The 18,869-nt window shown below is 70.8% G+C and carries 18 protein-coding genes; 11 read left to right on the forward strand and 7 right to left on the reverse strand.

Annotated elements, in window-relative coordinates:
* Positions 1–24 precede the first annotated feature (24 nt).
* Positions 25–483, reverse strand: a complete 459-nt coding sequence (locus ASG73_RS03545) for a hemerythrin domain-containing protein (protein ID WP_055990781.1) — start codon at positions 481–483, stop codon at positions 25–27.
* 276 nt (positions 484–759) lie between these two features.
* Here ASG73_RS03545 and pyrE point away from each other — a divergent pair, with 276 nt between their 5' ends.
* The 5 genes from pyrE (at position 760) to ASG73_RS03570 (ending at position 5,772) form a co-directional block, all read left to right on the forward strand.
* The gene (gene pyrE / locus ASG73_RS03550; protein ID WP_055990784.1) at positions 760–1,314 is read left to right on the forward strand and encodes an orotate phosphoribosyltransferase; all 555 of its coding nucleotides are present in this window, start codon (positions 760–762) and stop codon (positions 1,312–1,314) included.
* A gap of 68 nt (positions 1,315–1,382) precedes the next feature.
* The gene (locus ASG73_RS03555) at positions 1,383–2,246 is read left to right on the forward strand and encodes a siderophore-interacting protein (protein WP_055990787.1); all 864 of its coding nucleotides are present in this window, start codon (positions 1,383–1,385) and stop codon (positions 2,244–2,246) included.
* A gap of 25 nt (positions 2,247–2,271) precedes the next feature.
* Positions 2,272–3,063: an HAD family hydrolase gene (locus ASG73_RS03560; protein ID WP_055990790.1), complete on the forward strand. Its 792-nt coding sequence runs from the start codon at positions 2,272–2,274 to the stop codon at positions 3,061–3,063.
* 15 nt (positions 3,064–3,078) lie between these two features.
* Complete coding sequence (locus ASG73_RS03565) at positions 3,079–3,885, forward strand: DUF1206 domain-containing protein (RefSeq protein ID WP_055991439.1); 807 nt, start codon at positions 3,079–3,081, stop codon at positions 3,883–3,885.
* Between the two features lie 222 nt (positions 3,886–4,107).
* A complete protein-coding gene (locus ASG73_RS03570; protein ID WP_055990793.1) occupies positions 4,108–5,772 on the forward strand; it encodes an ABC-F family ATP-binding cassette domain-containing protein in 1,665 nt (554 codons plus the stop codon).
* Positions 5,773–5,830: 58 nt separating this feature from the next.
* Here the strand turns inward: ASG73_RS03570 and ASG73_RS03575 are convergent, their stop codons facing one another.
* Positions 5,831–6,535, reverse strand: coding sequence for a phosphatase PAP2 family protein (locus ASG73_RS03575; RefSeq protein WP_162253958.1), 705 nt, complete (start codon positions 6,533–6,535; stop codon positions 5,831–5,833).
* Between the two features lie 30 nt (positions 6,536–6,565).
* On the opposite strand from ASG73_RS03575, the gene ASG73_RS03580 reads away from it, so the two are divergent.
* The 6 genes from ASG73_RS03580 (at position 6,566) to ASG73_RS03605 (ending at position 12,222) form a co-directional block, all read left to right on the forward strand.
* Positions 6,566–7,375, forward strand: a complete 810-nt coding sequence (locus tag ASG73_RS03580; RefSeq protein WP_055990799.1) for a TrmH family RNA methyltransferase — start codon at positions 6,566–6,568, stop codon at positions 7,373–7,375.
* 47 nt (positions 7,376–7,422) lie between these two features.
* A complete protein-coding gene (locus tag ASG73_RS03585; protein ID WP_055990802.1) occupies positions 7,423–8,064 on the forward strand; it encodes a VOC family protein in 642 nt (213 codons plus the stop codon).
* Between the two features lie 10 nt (positions 8,065–8,074).
* Entirely contained in the window at positions 8,075–9,382 is a 1,308-nt protein-coding gene (locus tag ASG73_RS03590; protein WP_055990805.1) for a sensor histidine kinase, read from the forward strand.
* A complete protein-coding gene (locus ASG73_RS03595; RefSeq protein ID WP_055990808.1) occupies positions 9,379–10,050 on the forward strand; it encodes a response regulator in 672 nt (223 codons plus the stop codon). Before ASG73_RS03590 ends, ASG73_RS03595 begins: the two co-directional genes overlap by 4 nt.
* Positions 10,051–10,138: 88 nt before the next feature.
* Positions 10,139–11,056: an ABC transporter ATP-binding protein gene (locus ASG73_RS03600; protein WP_055990811.1), complete on the forward strand. Its 918-nt coding sequence runs from the start codon at positions 10,139–10,141 to the stop codon at positions 11,054–11,056.
* Positions 11,053–12,222 (forward strand): ABC transporter permease, encoded by a 1,170-nt coding sequence (locus tag ASG73_RS03605; RefSeq protein ID WP_055990814.1) that lies wholly within the window; start codon positions 11,053–11,055, stop codon positions 12,220–12,222. Before ASG73_RS03600 ends, ASG73_RS03605 begins: the two co-directional genes overlap by 4 nt.
* Before the next feature lie 71 nt (positions 12,223–12,293).
* Here the strand turns inward: ASG73_RS03605 and ASG73_RS03610 are convergent, their stop codons facing one another.
* From ASG73_RS03610 to pgm, 5 genes are all read right to left on the reverse strand, one after another.
* On the reverse strand, positions 12,294–14,495 hold the full coding sequence (locus ASG73_RS03610) for a heavy metal translocating P-type ATPase (RefSeq protein ID WP_055990817.1): 2,202 nt from the start codon (positions 14,493–14,495) through the stop codon (positions 12,294–12,296).
* 70 nt (positions 14,496–14,565) lie between these two features.
* Positions 14,566–14,847, reverse strand: a complete 282-nt coding sequence (locus ASG73_RS03615; protein WP_055990820.1) for a metal-sensitive transcriptional regulator — start codon at positions 14,845–14,847, stop codon at positions 14,566–14,568.
* A 72-nt stretch (positions 14,848–14,919) separates the two neighbouring features.
* Positions 14,920–15,726, reverse strand: coding sequence for a class I SAM-dependent methyltransferase (locus ASG73_RS03620; RefSeq protein WP_055990823.1), 807 nt, complete (start codon positions 15,724–15,726; stop codon positions 14,920–14,922).
* A 52-nt stretch (positions 15,727–15,778) separates the two neighbouring features.
* Positions 15,779–17,029, reverse strand: coding sequence for a threonine ammonia-lyase IlvA (ilvA, locus tag ASG73_RS03625; RefSeq protein ID WP_055990826.1), 1,251 nt, complete (start codon positions 17,027–17,029; stop codon positions 15,779–15,781).
* Positions 17,030–17,187: 158 nt separating this feature from the next.
* Complete coding sequence (gene pgm, locus ASG73_RS03630) at positions 17,188–18,843, reverse strand: phosphoglucomutase (alpha-D-glucose-1,6-bisphosphate-dependent) (RefSeq protein WP_055990829.1); 1,656 nt, start codon at positions 18,841–18,843, stop codon at positions 17,188–17,190.
* Positions 18,844–18,869 lie beyond the last annotated feature (26 nt).

Genomic DNA, 18,869 nt, shown 5'->3' on the forward strand with positions numbered 1-18,869 from the left:
GCATTGCCATAGGGGAATGCAACCTCAGAGGGGGCCGAGGGCGTCGGCTGGGTCCGCGTCGAGGTCCAGCGTCTCGAGGATCCGCAGCAGCGCCCGCTCCTCGAAGCGGAAGTGCGACTCCATGATCGCGCCGAGCCCGTCGAGGTGGGAGTGCACCCGCTCGGGTGGGTCGTCTCGGTCGAGAGCTGCCTCGAGCCCGCCGACCAGGTGACTCATCATCGAGTGGTCCTGGCTCAGCCGGCGCAGGGTGTCGGCCAGCTCGGGGTGCTCGGAGGCGATCGCGGGGAAGAGGTGACGGTCCTCCCCTTCGTGATGGCGGGTGAGGGCCGTGCAGAAACCGCGGCAGTACACCAGCAGGTCCCGGGCCACCTCGGGGTCTTCGCCGGCCGCCCGCACGAGGTCGAGCGCCTCGCGCAGGCGGGCGTGCACCGCCCGCAGCTCGTGTGCCCAGGCCACCAGCCTGGTCTGCTCGCCCTCAGTCACGAGAGGGCGAAGGGTGGGAAACGTGCATGACACGTCCTCCTTCGATCCGGCGCCTCCATGCCTGACACGGTCTGCCACCGGCACGCGACGCTGCGCCCAGCGTAACTCTGTCTTGGCGAAGCTACTTGCGGGTATGACGTGCAGTTGGCGAAGTGCTTCGGACGAGAGAGCTGATTTTCCGGGATTCTCCTACGCGTCGGGCGTGCACGTGCACGTCGTACCCGCAAGTAACCTCTGGCCACGGGCCGGCACCGCGCGCCCCATAGAATACGACTCGTGACTGACATCGCTGCCGACCGCGCCCGCCTGCTCGAGATCGTCAAGGACAAGGCCATCGTCCACGGACGGGTGACCCTCTCCTCCGGCGCCGAGGCCGACTACTACGTCGACCTGCGCCGCATCACGCTCGACGGCGAAGCCTCCCCGCTCGTCGGCCGGGTCATGCTGGACCTCGTCGCGGACCTCGACTTCGACGCCGTGGGCGGGCTGACGCTGGGTGCCGACCCCGTCGCCACCTCCATGCTCCACGCCACCGCGGCGAAGGGGGAGCGGCTGGACGCCTTCGTGGTGCGCAAGTCCGGCAAGGCCCACGGCCTGCAGCAGCGCATCGAGGGTCCGTCGATCAAGGGCCGTCGTGTCCTGATCGTCGAGGACACCTCCACGACGGGCAACTCGCCGCTCGAGGCGGCCACCGCCGCCCGCGAGGCGGGTGCCGAGGTCGTCGCCGTCGCGACGATCGCCGACCGGGCGACCGGTGCCGCCGACAAGTTCGCCGAGGCCGGTCTGGAGTACCGCCACGTCTTCGGGCTCGAGGAGCTCGGGCTCGCCTGAGGGCCTCCACGGCAACCGGTTTAAGTTAGGCTCTCCTAAGTTCAGCCGTCCCCGGTGTTAGGAGAGCCATGAAGATCGCCGAGCTCAAGGACCGCGTGGTCCTGGGTGCCGCCCGTGTCTACGCCCGTCGGACGATGGCCGACTACGCCGAGCGGACGGAGGAGTCGCAGTTCGAGGTCACGGTCGCCCGGGTCGTCGAGCTCAACCCGGTGATGCGACGAATCACCTTGGCAGCCCCCGAGATCCGCGACTACTCGCTGCTCGGCCCTGACGAGTTCTTCGGCCTGCTCATGCCGGGCGCCGACGGCCACCTGCACCTGCCTGACCCGGGGCGCAGCAATGTCCGTGCGGCCATCAGCGAGATGTCCGAGGACGAGCAGCCCGGCCTGCGGTGGTACACGATCCGCAGCATCCGCCGGCGCGAAGGGGAGGTCGACGTCGACATCGTGACCCACGGCGACTCCGGTCCGGGGTCGGCATGGGCGACGTCCGCGCAGGTGGGCGATGTCGCCGGGTTCCGCTCCGGGGGAGCGCTGTACTCCAGCTTCGACCAGCCGCGTCAGCTCCTCGTCGCCGACGAGACGGCCCTGCCCGCGCTGCTGGCGATCCTGGAGGAGCGGGACCGCCGTGGCCTGCCCGGCCTCGGCGCGGGCATCGAGGCACACGTCGAGGTCCCCTCGTCGAGCGTGCTCGACGGCATGGAGATGCCGTCCGACGTCGCCGTCCACCTGCGAGGCTCCGCCGCGCCGGGCACGGCAGTCCTCGCGGCCCTCGTCGACTCGCCCGGCTCGAGCGCCGACCTGGACTACGCCTGGCTCTGCGGCGAGTCCGGGCTGGCGACCTCCCTTCGTCGCCACCTCGTGCAGCAGGGCACGGACAAGCGGCAGATCACCTTCTCCGGCTACTGGAAGCTGGGCGCCGCACGCGGCTGACCGCCGGCCGGATAGCGTGATCCACATGGAGCCGCACCTCGTTGCCCTGGATGTCGACGGCACGATCCTGACCCACGACGGCGAGCTGCGAGAGGCCACCCGCGACGCGATCCGCGCGGTCGCCGACGCCGGCCACCAGATCGTCATCTCGACCGGGCGCTCGGTCGTCGCCACGACACCCGTCCTGGAGATGCTCGACCTCTCCCACGGGTGGGCCGTCTGCTCCAACGGTGCTGTGACGCTCGAGCTGGATCCCGCTGAGCCGCAGGGCTATCGGATCGCCGAGACGGTCACCTTCGACCCCCGCGAGGCGCTCACCCTCGTGATGGAGCACGCCCCCCACATCCTCGTCGCGGTCGAGGAGGTCGGGGTCGGCTTCAAGGTCGCTCGGCCCTACCCCGAGGGCGTGCTGATGGGCGAGCAGGTCGTCGTCCCCTTCGAGCAGCTCGTCGACACACCGACCACCCGCGTGTCCTTCCACGACCCCGAGGGCGCGAGCGAGGACTTCCTCGACCTCGTCGAGCGGATCGGTCTGCACGGGGTGAGCTACGCGGTCGGGTACACCGCCTGGCTGGACCTGGCCCCCGAGGGCGTGTCCAAGGGTTCGGCGCTGGAGCTGGTGCGCCGCCGACTCGGCATCGAGCCGCACCTGACCTTCGCGGCCGGTGACCAGCGCAACGACCTGGAGATGCTGCGCTGGGCTGCTCGAGGGGTCGCGATGGGCGATGCTCCGCCCGAGGTCGTCGCCGCGGCGGACGAGCAGACCGGCACGGTCTACGAGGACGGCCTCGCGGCTGCCCTCCGCCGCTTGTTCTAGGTGCAGGATGGGGTCGTGACCCGCGCCCCTGATCTTGATGACGCCCGCGACGCCGCCCGCAAGGTCGGCGACCACCCTGCCCTCGAGGCCTTGGCGCGGATCGGGTTCGTCGTCTCCGGACTCCTGCACGTCGTGCTCGGCTGGACCGCCGGGCGACTGGGCTGGGGCGGCGGTGGTCAGGCCGACCAGTCCGGCGCTCTCTCCGCGCTCGCGAGCAACCCCGCCGGCACGATCCTCATGTGGGTCATCGTCATCGGGCTCGCGGCGCTCGTCCTGTGGCAGGTGACGGTGGCGGTCGCGCCGGGCTTCGGCGATGGTGCCTTTGATCGGATCAAGGCGCTGGGCAAGGCCGCCGTCTACGCCGCGCTGGCGTACACGGCCTCGACCTTTGCCATGGGCTCCGGCTCCTCGTCCTCGTCCGAGCAGTCCTCGCAGGACCTGACGGCGACACTCATGCAGGCGCCGGCCGGGCAGGTCCTCGTCGGCGCGGTCGGCGTCGCGATCATCGCCGTCGGCGGGTACCACGTGTACAAGGGTGTGACCCGCAAGTTCCTCGACGACCTCGAGCAGGACCCGGGCACCTGGGCGACCCGCTCGGGCACGATCGGCTACCCGGCCAAGGGAGCGGTCCTCGCCCTCGTCGGCGTCTTCTTCGTCATCGCTGCCGTGCAGCACCAGTCGTCCGAGGCATCCGGTCTCGACGGCGCACTCAAGAGCCTGCGCGACCAGCCCTTCGGCCCGTACCTGCTCACCGCCGTCGCGGTGGGCCTGGTGGCCTTCGGCCTGTACTGCTTCGCCAGGGCACGCCACCAGCGGATCTGAGCGCTCCCCTTCGTCAGCAAACCGGTTGCCGGGGCGAAGGGAGAGCCCCTAGCCTTGTCGGGTCCGACCGGTCGGTGACAGCGCCCGGTCCCCTCGACCTCGAAGGTGATGACCCGCTCGATGCGGCACCAGATCTCCCGCGACTGAAGAGCGCGTCCGACCGCGGCCCACGCACCGCGAGTCCCGTCGGCGTGCGCACGCAGCGACGGTACGGAGATCTCCATGTCAGCACCCACACCGGGGGCGGACGCCCTCGTCACCCTCACCCACGTCACCCTCGACTGGCCCGACGGCACCCGTGCCCTCGATGACGTCAGCGGGTCCTTCGGTCACGGCCGAACTGGCCTCGTCGGCCGCAACGGCTCGGGCAAGACCACCCTGCTGCGGCTGATCACGGGCGAGCTGACCCCGATCGACGGGACGCTCCACGTCAGCGGCGCCGTCGCCACGCTCCCGCAGCAGCTGGGACTCGACACGCAGCGCACGGTCGCGCAGGCGTTGGGCGTCGCGCCGGCCCTCGCAGCCATCGCGGCGATCGAGGCCGGCTCGATCGACCAGGCGGACTTCGATGCGGCAGAAGGCCGCTGGGGCATCGAGGCCGAGGCGCTCTCGACCCTGACCACCCTGGGGCTCGGTGACGACGCAGACCTTCTCGACCGGCCGCTCGGCACCCTGTCGGGCGGCGAGGTCGTCACCGTGGGGCTCGCCGCGCTCCAGCTGCAGCGAGCCGACATCGCGCTGCTCGACGAGCCGACCAACAACCTCGACAGAGCAGCCCGCACGCGTCTGCTCGAGGCGATCGACGCGTGGCCGACCGGCCGCTCGCTCGTCGTGGTCAGTCACGACACCGACCTGCTCGAGCACGTCGACCGCATCGTCGAGGTGCACGGTCACGAGCTGCGCGGCTTCGACGGGCCGTGGTCGGTGTACCGCGCGGCGATCGAGGCAGAGCAGCAGGCGGCCGCCGATGCCGTCCGGGCCGCAGAGCAGGAGGTGCGTCGGCAGAAGCGTGACCGCGTCGAGGCGGAGCTCAAGCTGGCCGGGCGCAAGCGGATCGCCGATCGCGATCAGGCGAGCAAGCGGGCGCCCAAGATCGTCATGAACACCTGGGCCATGAAGGCAGAGAAGTCAGCCGCCAAGCACCGCCACCTCCACGACGATCGGCTCGATCGGGCCCGCACCTCCCTCACCGAGGCCGAAGGGATGGTCCGCGAGGACCGCTCGGTGCGCATCGAGCTGCCCGGCACGCAGGTGCCGGCCGGCCGGACGGTGCTGGAGCTACGGGAGGGGGAGGACCTCCCCCTTCGAGGCTCGGCCGTGGACGGCCTCACACCTCAGGACGGCGCCTTCGTCGTGCAGGGGCCGGAGCGGATCGCGCTGTCCGGCGCCAACGGTGCCGGCAAGACGACGCTGCTGCGCGAGGTCCTCGGGCTGCCCACGGCGGTGGCACCGGCCGCGCGGCTCGTCCGAAGGATCGACGAGGTCGGCCATCTGCCGCAGCGGATCGAGCTGGACGCCGAGCGGAGTGTCCTCGAGGCCGTCCGAGCGGCCGCGCCCACGGTGCCGCCGCAGCAGGTCCGGGCGTCTTTGGCGCGCTTCCTCTTCCGGGGCGCGCTCGCCGAGCGGTCCGTCGCGGGGCTGTCGGGTGGGGAGCGCTTCCGCGTCGCCCTGGCCAGCGTGCTGCTCGCGGACCCGGCGCCGCACCTGATCGTCCTGGACGAACCGACCAACAGCCTCGACGTCGACAGCGTCGACCAGCTCGTCGACGCGCTGGCCGCCTACCGCGGGGCGCTGCTCGTGGTCAGTCACGACGAGGGCTTCCTCGAGCGGATCGGCATCACCCGCCGCTGGGAGATCCGCGGCGGCCACCTTCGTGCATTGCCCTAGGGCAATGCCCGTCAACCCTGCATTGCCCTATGGCAATGTCCGTCGAAGTTGCATTGCCCTATGGCAATGCGTGGTCGTGGTCCTGGTCCTGGGGGCTCGCGGGCCGGGACGAAGGGAGCGACGAAGGGAGGACCACCAGGCCGAGGAGGGCGATGGCGGCGCCGAGCACCAGCCCCATCACGACGTCGCTGATGTTGTGCACACCGAGCAGGATCCGGTCGGCGGCGGTCACGCCGGCGCCGAGCAGGGCGAGGACCGTTGCGCCCCAGCGCATCCACGCAGATCGAATGACCTGCACCAGCGCGATGACCAGCACCGTGCCGACCGCGATGTTGGTCGCGTGACCGCTCGGGTAGGACCAGCCGCCGACCTCGACGACCGCGTCGAGGGGGCGGGGACGCTCGACGAGCAGCTTGCACCCGACGCCGAGCCCCCAGCCGGCGAGGCCGATGGCAACGGTGACGACGGCGGCACGCGCGGTGATGCGGCGGCGCACGGCAAGCACCCCGCCGAGGAGCGCGACGACGGGGTAGACGAACCACGGCCCGCTGAGCACGGCCCAGAGCACGGCCGCGTCGTGCCAGCGCGGGTGGCCGGCGAGCGCGGCGATGCCGTGGGTGACGCCCCAGGCGTCGACCTCGCGGACCGCGGAGGAGGGGATCAGCAGCCACTCACCGAGTGCCGCGACGGCCAGCGTGGCCGCCACCATGAGCAGCGCTGCCGACACGATTCGCAGGAGAGAGACGGGTCGGTCTGCAGGCATCCACCGATTGTGCGGCATGCTGGACCCGCCATGTTCGATCTCGTCATCACCTCCCCGGCCAACCAGCGCCTCAAGGACCTCGTCGCACTGCGTCGTCGTCGCATCCGCGAGAGCGCGGGTGTCACCCTCCTCGAGGGTCTCGAGGAGACCTCCCTCGCGCTGGACTCTGGCGTGCGCCCCGTCGCCCTCTTCCACTGCCCCGAGCTGATGCTCGACGAGCAGGCCGGAGCCGACCTCGTCGAGCGCGCTCGCGGTGTCGGTGCCGAGATCGTGGAGCTGGGCCGGATCGCCTTCGAGAAGGTGGCCTACCGCGAGGGCCCCGACGGCATCCTCGCCAAGGTCCCCGCGCCCGGTCTGGCGCTCGACGAGGTCGAGCTGCCCGACAACGCCCTCGTCCTCCTGTGCGAGGGCGTGGAGAAGCCCGGCAACCTCGGAGCCATGCTGCGCACCGCCGACGCCGCTGGGGTCGCGCTCGTCATCGCCGCCGACCCGGTCACCGACTGGGGCAACCCCAATGTCATCCGCTCGAGCAAGGGCACCGTCTTCTCGGTCCCGGTGGCTGCGGCGAGCACCGACGAGGTGTGGACCTGGTTGGCCGAGCGCGGCGTCGAGATCGTCGCCACGACTCCTGACACGGACATCGAGCACACCGATGCCGATCTGACCGGCCCGGTCGCGGTCGCCGTCGGTTCGGAGAAGTACGGACTGACCGATGCCGCGCTCGCCCGGGCGCACCACAAGGTGCGGATCCCCATGGTGGGACGGGCCAACTCGCTCAATGTCGCGACCTCGGCAGCGATCGTCGTGTACGAGGCCGTGCGCCAGCGACGGAGCATCTGAACCGACCCGATTACTGGGCGGAGTACGGCCTGTGTCACGATGCTCATATGCGCGTCGACCACGTCTCCTATGCCGCAGACCAGTCCGGTGTCAAGGCCACAGCCCAGCGTCTGGGCGAAGCACTTGGCGTGACCCCCGTCGATGGGGGGATCCACCCACGCTTCGGCACGCGCAACATGATCCTGCCGCTCGCCCACGAGCGCTACGTCGAGGTCGTCGAGGTCCTCGACCACCCGAGCTCCGACAAGGCCCCCTTCGGCCAGGTCGTGCGCGCCCGCTCCGAGGCCGGTGGCGGCTGGATGGGCTGGGTCATCCGCGTCGACGCCGAGATCGAAGAGGTCGAGGAGCGACTGGACCGCAAGGCGGTCGCGGGCAACCGTCGGCTGTCCGACGGCCGTGAGTTCCTGTGGAAGCAGATCGGCATCAAGGGCACGCTCGCCGACCCGCAGCTGCCCTTCTTCGTCAAGTGGGGCGAGGGCTCGCCGCACCCGAGCGAGGAGGCGTCCACCGACGTCACCATCTCCTCGCTGATGATCGCCGGCGACCAGGCGCGCGTCACCGACTGGCTCGGCGGCCTGCCCCCCGAGGAGACCTCCTCGGTCATCGACTTCGAGTTCGTCGCGCCGCACGGCACGCCCGGCCTGCTCTCGGTCACCTTCAACACCCCGGGCGGCCCGGTCACCCTCTGACCGGCTCCCCATGGCCTGGTCCGACCGCGTCGGTCGATTCTTCGCTCTCGACGACGACTGGGAGCGCCCCGGCGGCACGATCACCCGCGGCGACGCGCTCCTCACCTTGACGGTCGTCGCACTCTCCCTCTTCGTCCTGGAGCTCATGCGCGGGCTCGGCAGCCTGATCGAGGTCGATCAGCCGGTGTGGCAGCAGTGGTTGTTCACCGCGATCCCTGCCCTCTTCCTCCTCACCCGCCGTCGCTACCCCCTGCTCACCGTCGCCGCCGCGAGCCTGGCGTACTGGGCGATCGCCTCCTACGAGCCACTTCTGGTCAGCCTGCTGTCGACGCAGGTGTCCTACTTCCTCGTCGTCCTCGGCGGCGTGGCCTGGGCGCGCAACCGCCGCACCATGGCCGGGGTCTACGGCGTCATCCTCTTCGCGATGTTCCTCTGGCTCGTGTGGGGCTTCGCCGTGGGGCAGGCGACCAAGGGCATGGTGGGCTCGCCCGACCCGCAGGCGTGGATCGCGCCGACGGTCGCGGCGCCCGTGATGCTCAGCATCATCAACATCCTCTACTTCGGTGGTGCGGTGATCGGTGGCCAGGCGGCCTGGCGCTCGGCCCGCCAGCGTGCGGGGCTGCAGAGCCAGACCCAGACCATCCGCGAGCAGACCGGCCAGCTGCGTGAGGCGGCGGTCGTCGAGGAGCGGCTGCGGATCGCCCGCGAGCTGCACGATGTCGTCGCGCACCACGTCTCCGGCATCGGGGTGCAGGCAGCCGCGGCCCGTCGCGTCCTCGACAAGGACCCAGAGGCGGCGAAGGGAGCACTGCTGCGGATCGAGGGTGGCAGCCGGGACGCCGTCACGCAGATGCGTGGGCTGCTCGGCACGCTGCGGATGGGGGAGGCCCCCGTCGCGGACACCGACCACGCGCCCGAGCCCACCCTGGCGGATGTCGCCGACCTCGCGGCCGAGCGCGACGGCACGGCCCTGACCGTCACCCACGAGGTGGTCGAGGACTCGCCGGGCGCCCTCGAGGCAGTCCCCACGGCGATCGGCCACTCCCTCTACCGCACCGCGCAGGAGGCGCTGACCAATGTCGTGCGGCACTCGACGGCGCAGCGCGCCCGCGTGATCGTCCGCGTCGGTCACCAGCACGCGGAGATCGAGGTCACCGACGACGGCCGTCCGCGGCCGGGGACCTCCGGGACCGGTATGGGCCAGCTGGGGATCCGCGAGCGGGTCTCCTCGCACCACGGGAGCGTCGAGATCGGGCCCCGCCCACTGGGCGGCTATCGGGTCCGGGCGCGCATCCCCCTTCGGTCGGAGGAGACATGACGGACACGCTGCGGGTGCTGCTCGTCGACGACCAGCCGATCATCCGGTCCGGCTTCGCGATGATGCTCTCCGTCGAGGAGGACCTCGTCGTCGTCGGCGAGGCGGCCAACGGACGCGACGCGATCGACCTGGCCGAGCGAGAGCGTCCCGATGTCATCGTCATGGACGTGCAGATGCCCGTCATGGACGGCATCGCCGCGACCCGCGAGATCGTCGAGCGGGACCTGGGGCGGGTCATCATCCTCACGACCTTCGACGCGGACAACTACCTCTTCGATGCGCTCCAGGCGGGGGCGAGCGGCTTCCTGCTCAAGAACGCGGAGGCCGACCAGCTCGTCGACGCGCTGCGGGCGGTGGGGCACGGGCACGCGCTGCTCGCGCCCGAGGTCACCCAGCGGGTCATCGCCCAGATGAGCGTCCCGTCCGCCCCCGCGGGAGGAGGCGAAGGGAGGAGGCACGCCGCCCTGCTCGCCCACCTCACCGACCGTGAGCTGGACGTGCTGCGGCTCATGGGCGCCGGGCGGTCCAACTCCGAGATCGCCGCCGAGCTGGTCATCGGTGCCGCGACCGTCAAGACGCACGTGTCGAGCATCTTCGCCAAGCTGCAGGTGCGTGACCGGGTGGGTGCGGTGATCATCGCGCACGAGGCCGGGGTCGTCGGCGACTGATCTCCGCCCACGGGGGGAGACCCCCTTCGCCCCAAGACCACCCTCGGGGCGGATCCGCTGCCACCCTCCAGTCCATAGCGTTACGGGTATGGACAGAGCACCGCAAACCATCACCGTGGAGGGCCTGACCCGCCGCTTCGGGGACTTCACCGCCGTCGACCACGTCGACTTCTGCGTGCCGCAGGGCAAGATGACCGGATTCGTCGGCGGCAACGGCGCGGGCAAGACGACCACCATGCGGATGATCATGGGCGTGCTGTCGATCAGCGAGGGCCGCGTCATGTGGGGTGACCAGCCCATGACCGCCGCGCACCAGCGCTCCATCGGCTACATGCCCGAGGAGCGCGGCCTCTACCCCAAGCAGAAGGTCGCCGACCAGCTGATCTACCTCGGCCAGCTCAAGGGCCTGTCGCCCAAGGCGGCTCGCGAGTCCGTCATGACGCTGCTCGAGCGACTCGGTCTGGGCGAGCGCACCAGCGACGCCGTCGAGGCGCTCTCGCTCGGCAACCAGCAGCGGGTGCAGATCGCTGCCGCGCTGATGATCGAGCCCGCGGCGCTGATCCTCGACGAGCCCTTCAGCGGGCTCGACCCCGACGCGGTCGACTCGATGGCCGAGCTGCTGCGCGAGCACACGGCCCGCGGCGTGCCGGTGCTCTTCTCCAGCCACCAGCTCGACCTCGTCGACCGACTGTGCGACCAGCTCGTCATCCTCGCCAAGGGCCAGGTCCGCGCGACCGGGACGCCCACCAAGCTGCGGGGTGGCTCCCCGCGACGGCACCGTCTGGTCGCCGTCCGCGACGCCGGCTGGGTGCGAGAGGTGCCCGGTGTCTCCGCCATCGACGTGGACGGCCCCGTCGCGGTACTCGACCTGGTCAGCGACTCCGAGGCCGAGCGCCAACGGCTGCTCGGCGAGGTCCTCGCCGAGGGCTTGCGCCGTGGGGGAGTCACCGAGCTCTCCCCGATCATCCCGCCCCTGTCCGAGGTCTACCGAGAGGTGACGGCATGAAGACCACCAATGCCTGGACGCTCGTCGCGCGACGCGAGCTGTCCGTCCGCCTGCGCGACAAGACCTTCATCGGCTCCACCCTGCTCTCGCTCGTCATCCTCGTCGCCGTCTTCGGCTTCCAGGCGTGGAATGCCAACAAGGCGTCGACCTACGACCTCGCCGTCACCTCGCAGTCACAGCAGATGGGCCAGGTCGTCGTCGATGCGGCACCCGGCATCGACGACAAGGTGACGGTCACGCTCGTCGACGTCGCTGACGACCAGTCAGCCAAGGCCGCCGTCACCGATGAGTCCGCCGACGCCTGGCTGCACAGGACGAGTGACGGTTGGCAGCTCGTCGGCAAGTCGGACGTCAGCCCCGGCCTGCAGGACATCGCCACCCAGTCCATCGGCACCGCCGTCCTCGCGGCCAACGCGGACAAGGTCGGCACCGACGTGACGGCCCTGCAGAAGGGGACGGATGTCACCACCGACATCCTCGACGGCGATGCGGAGCAGGCCGGCATCGCCAAGGCCGTCGGCTTCGGCATGGCGATCCTCTTCTACATGTCCGCAGCGATCTTCGGCATGTACCTCGCGATGAGCGTCACCGAGGAGAAGCAGTCGCGGATCGTCGAGATCATCGCGACGTCCATCCCCCTTCGTCATCTGCTCTTCGGCAAGCTCATCGCGGCCGTGGCTCTGGCCGTGGGACAGCTGCTCCTCTACGCGGCCGTGGCGATCGTCGGGGCGAGCTTCACGGAGTGGGGCGACATGCTTCCCGGCCTCACCTCCGGGCTGATCTGGTTCATCGTCTTCTTCATCGCCGGCTTCACGATGATCGCGGCGCTCTACGCCGTGTCAGGCGCGCTTGCCTCGCGCCAGGAGGACATCCAGTCCACGTCCTTCCCCGTGACGATGCTGCTCATGGTGATGTTCTTCGGGGCGATGTTCGCCAGCGGACCGATCGTCGACGTCCTCGCCTGGATCCCGCCCTTCTCCGCGATCCTGCAGCCGATGCGGCTGGTGTCCGGTGAGGCGCAGTGGTGGGAGGCCCTGATCAGCCTCGGCATCCTCGCCGCGGTGACCGTCGGGGTCATCCTCGTCGCGGAGCGGATCTACCGCCGGGCGCTGATGCAGACCGGCGGCAAGCTGTCCTACAAGGACGCGTGGAACGCCGAGCTGTAGGGCCGGCCCCAGAAACTGGATCGGCCCGGGCGCCCGCAGGGGTGGTGCCCGGGCCGATCTGTGTCTGGCGGTCAGTCCTTGATGGCACCCCGCAGGCGAAGGGAGTTGAGCACCACGAGCACCGAGCTCAGAGCCATCGCGGCACCGGCGACCATCGGGTTGAGCAGGCCCGCCATCGCGAGCGGGATGGCGGCGATGTTGTAGCCGAAGGCCCAGCCCAAATTTTGCTTGATGACCTTGAGCGTCTCGCGGGAGAGGGCGATCGCGCGGGGCACGGACTCGAGGTCGGCGTGCACGAGGACGATGTCGGCGGACTCCATCGCGACATCGGTGCCGGTGCCCATCGCCATGCCCAGGTCGGCCTTGACGATCGCGGCCGCGTCGTTGACGCCGTCGCCGACCATGGCGACGACCCGGCCCTCCTCCTGGAGGCGCTCGATGACATCGTGCTTGTCCTGGGGACGCACATCGGCGATGACGTGCTCCGGGTCGATGCCCACCCGGGCGGCGATCGTCGTCGCGTTGTGCTCGTTGTCGCCGCTGAGCAGCCAGACCTGCAGGCCCTCGGCGCGCAGCGCACGGATGGCGTCACCGGAGGTGTCGCGCACCTCGTCGGCGACGGTCAGAGCGCCTCGGGCGACGCCGCCCCAGCCGACGAAGACCGTGGTGCCGGCCCGCTCGAGCGTCGACAGCTCGGCCGGCACCTCGTCGAAGAGGTCCGCACGGCCCACGGTGACGCGCATGTCCTTGATCATCGCGACGGCACCGGAGCCGGGGAGGTTCTCGAAGTCGCGGATCGCCGGGATCTTGATGCCCTTGTCGAGTGCACGGCGCACGATGGCCCGGGCGATGGGGTGCTCGCTGCCGGACTCGACGGCCGCGGCAGCGGTGAGCACCGCCGCGGGGTGCAGGCCGGGGGAGGCGGCCAGGTCGGTGACCTGGGCGACACCGGTCGTGATCGTGCCGGTCTTGTCGAGCACGAGGGTGTCGATGCGCCTGGTGTCCTCGAGGACCTGCGGGCCCTTGATGAGCACGCCGCGCTGGGCGCCGCGGCTGGTGCCGACGAGCAGGGCCATCGGCGTGGCCAGGCCGAGCGCGCAGGGGCAGGCGATGATCAGGACGGTGACGGCGACGCCGATGGCGGTCGTGGCCGAGCCGGACCCGATCCACCAGCCGAGGAAGGTCAGCAGCGCCAGACCCAGGACGACGGGGACGAAGACCGCGGAGACCCGGTCGGCGAGCCGCTGCACGTCGGCCTTGCCCGTCTGGGCCTGCTCGACGAGCCGGACGATCTGCGAGTAGGTGGTGTCGGTGCCGACGGCGGTCGCCTCGACGATCAGACGACCGGAGGTGTTGACCGTGCCGGCGTCGACCGTGTCGCCGGAGCGCACGTCGACCGGGACCGACTCGCCCGTGACGAGCGAGGTGTCGATGGAGCTGGTGCCGTCGATGATCAGGCCGTCGGTGGCGACCTTCTCGCCGGGTCGCACGATGAAGTGATCACCGACCTGCAGCTCGTCCAGGGGCAGGAGGACCTCGGTCGTCGCCCGGGTGCGGGAGTCGATCCGCTGGACGGCGACCCCCTTCGACCCCACGTCCATGAGGTCGGTGAGGGCGGAGCGGCCCTCGTCCTTGCTGCGGGCCTCCAGCCAGCGGCCACCGAGGAGGAAGGCGGTGATCACCGCGGCCGTCTCGAAGTAGTAGTGCCCGTCCTGGCCGCCGCCGGTGATGAGCGTGACGAAGGACCACAGGTAGGCAGCACTCACGCCGAGGCTGACGAGGGTGTCCATCGTCGAGGCCAGGTGGCGGGCGTTGAGATAGGCGGCGCGGTGGAAGGGCCACGCCGCCCACACGACGACGGGTGTGGTGAGCAGCCATTGCAACCACGGGTTGGCGGCGAAGTCCCACGGACCCATGGCGAGGACGACCACGACGAGGGCGAGCCCGCCCGCGACGATCGCACGGCGCTGCAGGTCGAGCCGGGCGATCGGCGTGTGCGTCGGCGGGGCCAGGCGCGACTCGGGCTCGATGACCGTCGCGCCGTAGCCCGAGGACTCGATGGTCGCGATGAGCTCGTGGACGTCGACGGAGCCGGGGTGGCGGACCGTTGCCTTCTCCGTCGCGAGGTTGACGCTGGCCTCGACCCCCTCGATCTTGCCGAGGTTGCGCTCGATCCGCGCGCTGCAGGAGGCGCAGGTCATGCCGGTGATCGCCAGGTCGACGCTGTGCGCGTCGGCCTCGGTCTCGAGGAGGGGGTCGGTCGCGGTGCTCATGGGGCCATCATCTCGCGGACTCGCAGGGGTCTGTGGAGGCGAAGGGGGCGCGTCGAGCCCCCGGGAGGGGTCAGGATCGGACGAGCCGCGCGATGGCGGCGCTGGCCTCGGCGACCTTGGCCGAGGCGGCCTCGTCGGACTCACGGGCCGCGTCGACGACGCAGTGGCCGACGTGGTCCTCGAGCAGGCCGAGGCTCACGGCCTGCAGGGCCTTGGTCGCCGCGGAGACCTGGGTGAGGATGTCGATGCAGTAGGTGTCCTCCTCGACCATCCGCGAGATGCCGCGGATCTGGCCCTCGACGCGCTTGAGGCGCTTGAGGTAGTCGTCCTTGCTGCCGCTGTAGCCGGCCATGGGTGCCTCCTGGTGGTGGTCGTCAACAGGCTCAACACCATACCCCCCGGGGGGTATTTCCGGCGTAGCTGGTCAGGCGTGCGTGGCGACGACGATGCTGGCCGACAGGCGACCGGTGAAGGGCTCGGGACCGAACCTCTCCTCGAGCACTCGTGCCACCTCGGACGTGGCGTGCGCCGGGTCCACCTGACGTTCCGCCAGGACATTGGCGATGGGCGTTCCCTGGCAGTGCGCGACGGCGATGTCCTGAGCGGACGTCGGCCTGCTGCGATGCTCCACCCACCGGGCATCGACCGAGGCGAAGCCCGCGCCCTCCAGCTCCTCCCGGATGAGGTCCAGATCGGTGTACCCGAAGGGAGTCCGCCGCAGGAACTGGGGTGGGTCGTCGGGGAAGAGCACGGCGAGGGCCTCATCCACGGCCAGACTCGCCTCGTTGTCCTCGATCCGTCCCCAGCTGGCGAGGACGAATCGCCCACCGGGGCGCAGGACACGGTGCGCTTCGGCGTAAGCGCGCGGACGGTCCGGGAAGAACATGACGCCGAACTGGCACATGACCGCATCGAAGTCGGCGTCCTCGCAGGGGAGATCCTGTGCATCGGCGAGCATCCACCGCACCCGGTCGGACGGGGGCAGGACCTCTGCGGCGCGATCCAGCATGGGCGGGTTGAGGTCGGTGGCGGTGATCTGGCCCGTGGGCAGGAGTCGGTGCAGGGCGCGGGTCACGGCTCCCGTCCCGGCCGCGATCTCGAGTACGTCGTGAGGCGTGGCCGCAGCGACGGCGGAGGCCACGTCCTCGGCATAGTCGAGGAACATCATCGGCACCAGGACGGTGTCGTACAGCTCGGGTATCGAGCCCGCGAATCTGCTGTCGGAGGACATCTTCCGAGTATGTTCCTGCCGCGCCGGGATGGATAGGCCCCGGCGACGAGGCTCAGCCGATCAGGCGGAAGAGCGGGCTGTCCGTCGGGATCCGCTCGATGCCCAGCGGGGAGGCGTCCATGCGCGCCAGGAGCGGGACCAGCTCGTCGGGGTCGCCGAGCTCGAGACCCACGATGGCGGTGCCGGTGTCGCGGTTGTTGCGCTTGATGTAGTCGAAGAAGGTGATGTCGTCGTCCGGGCCGAGGACCTCGTCGAGGAATCGGCGCAGGGCGCCCGGCTCCTGGGGGAAGTCGACGGTGAAGTAGTGCTTGCGACCCTCGTGGATCAGCGCCTTCTCGACGATCTCGGCGTAGCGGGAGACGTCGTTGTTGCCTCCGGAGACGACGGCGACGACGGTCGATCCGGGCTCGATCCGCAGGTCGGCCAGCACCGTGGTCGCCAGGGCCCCCGCGGGCTCGGCGATGATCCCATCGGTCTGGTACATCGCGAGCATCTCGACGCACAGCGCGCCCTCGGACACGGAGGTCAGGTGGGTGCCCGTGGCAGCGACGGCCGCGTGGGTGAGGGTGCCGGCCCGCCGGACCGCGGCACCATCGACGAAGGGGGAGACCTCGTCCAGGTCCACGGGGGCCCCTGCGGCGAGGGCGGCGGCCATCGAGGCGGCGCCCTCGGGCTCGACGCCGACGAGGCGGGTCGAGGAGGTGTGGGCGGCCATCCAGGTGGCCATCCCGCCGAGGAGCCCGCCACCACCGACGGGGACGGTGACGAGGTCGGGGATCTTGCCCAGCTGGTTGACGATCTCGATGGCGACGGTGCCCTGCCCGGCCATGGTGTCGAGGGCGTCGAAGGCGGGGACGACGACGGCGCCGGTCCGCGCGGCGTCCTCGGCGGCGGCCTTGGCCGCGTCGTCGTAGACCTCGCCGGTGACGATGACCTCGACCAGCTCGCCACCGAGGACGGCCACGCGGTCACGCTTCTGGCGAGGAGTGTTGCGCGGCAGGTAGATCCGCGACCGCACGCCGAGGCGCTGACCGGCGAAGGCGACGCCCTGCGCGTGGTTGCCGGCAGAGGCGGCGACGACTCCCTTCGCCCGCTCCTCGTCGCTCAGGTTGGAGATGAAGTTGAAGGCGCCCCGCAGCTTGTAGGAGCGCACCGGCTGCAGGTCCTCGCGCTTGAGCCAGACCTCGGCGCCGGTCGCGGCGGACAGGCGCTCGCTGCGGTGGAGCGGCGTCGGGGGCAGGACGTCGGCGAGGACCGTGGCGGCCGCGTCGACGGCGGAGGCGGTGAGGAGGGGGGCGGTCACCCGCCCACGGTAGTCCTCACGCCGGGGGTCCCACCGGGCCGACCCGGGGGCTGGACGCGCTCGCTCCATGGTCAGGACCGTGCCTGGCGTCGATGTGCGGGCCTGGCCCACGCAATACCGTCAGCCAAGCCCGCACAACGCCGCCACCCTTGCGCCGGTCACCCGCCCAGGGCGGCGTCGACGACTCCCTTGGCGTCCGCCTGCACCTGCGCGAGGTGCTCGGGCCCGCGGAAGGACTCGGCGTAGATCTTGTAGACGTCCTCGGTCCCTGAGGGGCGGGCGGCAAACCAGGCCGACTCGGTGACGACCTTGAGCCCGCCGATGGCCGCGCCGTTGCCGGGGGCTTGGGTGAGCTTGGCCGTGATCGGTTCTCCCGCAAGCTCGTCCGCGGTGACGGCGTCGGGGGTGAGTGCCTTGAGCGCAGCCTTCTGATCGCGGGTGGCCGGTGCGTCCACGCGGGCATAGGCGGGCTCGCCGTGCCGGGTCACGAGGTCTGCGTAGTGCTCGCTGGGGGAGCGGCCGGTCGTCGCGAGGATCTCGGAGGCGAGCAGCGCCAGGATGATGCCGTCCTTGTCGGTGGTCCACACGGACCCGTCGTGCCGCAGGAAGGACGCGCCCGCCGACTCCTCCCCGCCGAAGCCGACCGACCCGTCGAGCAGCCCGGGGACGAACCACTTGAACCCGACCGGCACCTCCCACAGCTCCTTGCCGAGGTCGGCGGCGACGCGGTCGATCATCGAGCTCGACACGAGCGTCTTGCCGATCCGCTCGCTCGACCACCCGGGCCGCGCGCCGCCGTAGAGGTACTGCAGCGCGACGGCGAGGTAGTGGTTGGGGTTCATCAGTCCGCCGTCCGGGGTGACGATCCCGTGCCGGTCGGAGTCGGCGTCGTTGCCGGTCGCGATGTCGTACCGGTCGCGCTGCTCGATGAGGCTCGCCATGGCTGCGGGCGAGCTGCAGTCCATCCGGATCTTGCCGTCCTTGTCGAGCGTCATGAAGCGCCACGTGGGGTCGACGAGCGGGTTGACGACGGTCAGGTCGAGGCCGTGGCGCTCGCCGATCTCGCCCCAGTAGTGCACGGCGGCGCCGCCCATCGGGTCGGCTCCGATCCGCACGCCTGCGTCCTTGATCCGTTGCAGGTCAACGACATCGGGCAGATCCGTGACGTAGGCGGCGAGGTAGTCGTGGTCGGTCGCGGCAGCCCGCGCCCGGGCGAAGGGGGTCCGCCGCACCTGCCGCAGTCCGTCCCGCAGGTGGGCGTTCGCAGCGTCGGCGATCGCGGTGGTCGCGTCGGTGTCGGCGGGGCCACCGTGGGGCGGGTTGTACTTGAAGCCGCCGTCGCTCGGCGGGTTGTGCGACGGGGTGACGACGATGCCGTCGGCCAGGCCCACCCCCTTCGCGCTGAGGTCCTTGCCACGGTTGGCCGTGAGGATCGCGTGCGAGATCGCAGGGGTCGGCGTGTAGCCGTCGCGGGAGTCGACGAGGACGGTCACGCCGCCCGCGACCAGCACCTCCAACGCACTCGTCCACGCGGGTTCGGACAGGGCGTGGGTGTCGCGTCCGAGGAAGAGCGGCCCGTCGATACCTGCGGCTCGACGGAAATCGACGATCGCCTGGGTGGTGGCGAGGATGTGCGCCTCGTTGAAGGACCCGTCCACCGACCGCCCACGGTGCCCGCTCGTGCCGAAGGCGACCTGCTGGTCGACATCGTCCGGGTCGGGCTGGACCGCGTAGTAGGCGGTGACGACGTGACTGACGTCGATGAGGTCCTCGGGCAGCGCGGGCGTCCCGGCACGATCAGCGGCTGAGCTCATGCTCCGACGCTACCGCCCAACCACCG

The sequence above is a fragment of the Janibacter sp. Soil728 genome, from assembly GCF_001428305.1.
In the GTDB taxonomy this organism is placed as follows: Bacteria; Actinomycetota; Actinomycetes; order Actinomycetales; family Dermatophilaceae; genus Janibacter.

Bases quoted from the DNA above. Each gene is read 5' to 3' on its own strand.
- ASG73_RS03600 (WP_055990811.1), top strand. From the start codon at position 10,139: ATGGACAGAGCACCGCAAACCATCACCGTGGAGGGCCTGACCCGCCGC.
- ASG73_RS03585 (WP_055990802.1), top strand. From the start codon at position 7,423: ATGCGCGTCGACCACGTCTCCTATGCCGCAGACCAGTCCGGTGTCAAG.
- ASG73_RS03575 (WP_162253958.1), bottom strand. From the start codon at position 6,535: ATGCCTGCAGACCGACCCGTCTCTCTCCTGCGAATCGTGTCGGCAGCG.
- ASG73_RS03595 (WP_055990808.1), top strand. From the start codon at position 9,379: ATGACGGACACGCTGCGGGTGCTGCTCGTCGACGACCAGCCGATCATC.
- pgm (WP_055990829.1), bottom strand. From the start codon at position 18,843: ATGAGCTCAGCCGCTGATCGTGCCGGGACGCCCGCGCTGCCCGAGGAC.
- ASG73_RS03560 (WP_055990790.1), top strand. From the start codon at position 2,272: ATGGAGCCGCACCTCGTTGCCCTGGATGTCGACGGCACGATCCTGACC.
- ASG73_RS03620 (WP_055990823.1), bottom strand. From the start codon at position 15,726: ATGTCCTCCGACAGCAGATTCGCGGGCTCGATACCCGAGCTGTACGAC.
- ASG73_RS03570 (WP_055990793.1), top strand. From the start codon at position 4,108: ATGTCAGCACCCACACCGGGGGCGGACGCCCTCGTCACCCTCACCCAC.
- ASG73_RS03610 (WP_055990817.1), bottom strand. From the start codon at position 14,495: ATGAGCACCGCGACCGACCCCCTCCTCGAGACCGAGGCCGACGCGCAC.
- ASG73_RS03555 (WP_055990787.1), top strand. From the start codon at position 1,383: ATGAAGATCGCCGAGCTCAAGGACCGCGTGGTCCTGGGTGCCGCCCGT.
- ASG73_RS03605 (WP_055990814.1), top strand. From the start codon at position 11,053: ATGAAGACCACCAATGCCTGGACGCTCGTCGCGCGACGCGAGCTGTCC.
- ASG73_RS03590 (WP_055990805.1), top strand. From the start codon at position 8,075: ATGGCCTGGTCCGACCGCGTCGGTCGATTCTTCGCTCTCGACGACGAC.
- ASG73_RS03580 (WP_055990799.1), top strand. From the start codon at position 6,566: ATGTTCGATCTCGTCATCACCTCCCCGGCCAACCAGCGCCTCAAGGAC.
- ASG73_RS03615 (WP_055990820.1), bottom strand. From the start codon at position 14,847: ATGGCCGGCTACAGCGGCAGCAAGGACGACTACCTCAAGCGCCTCAAG.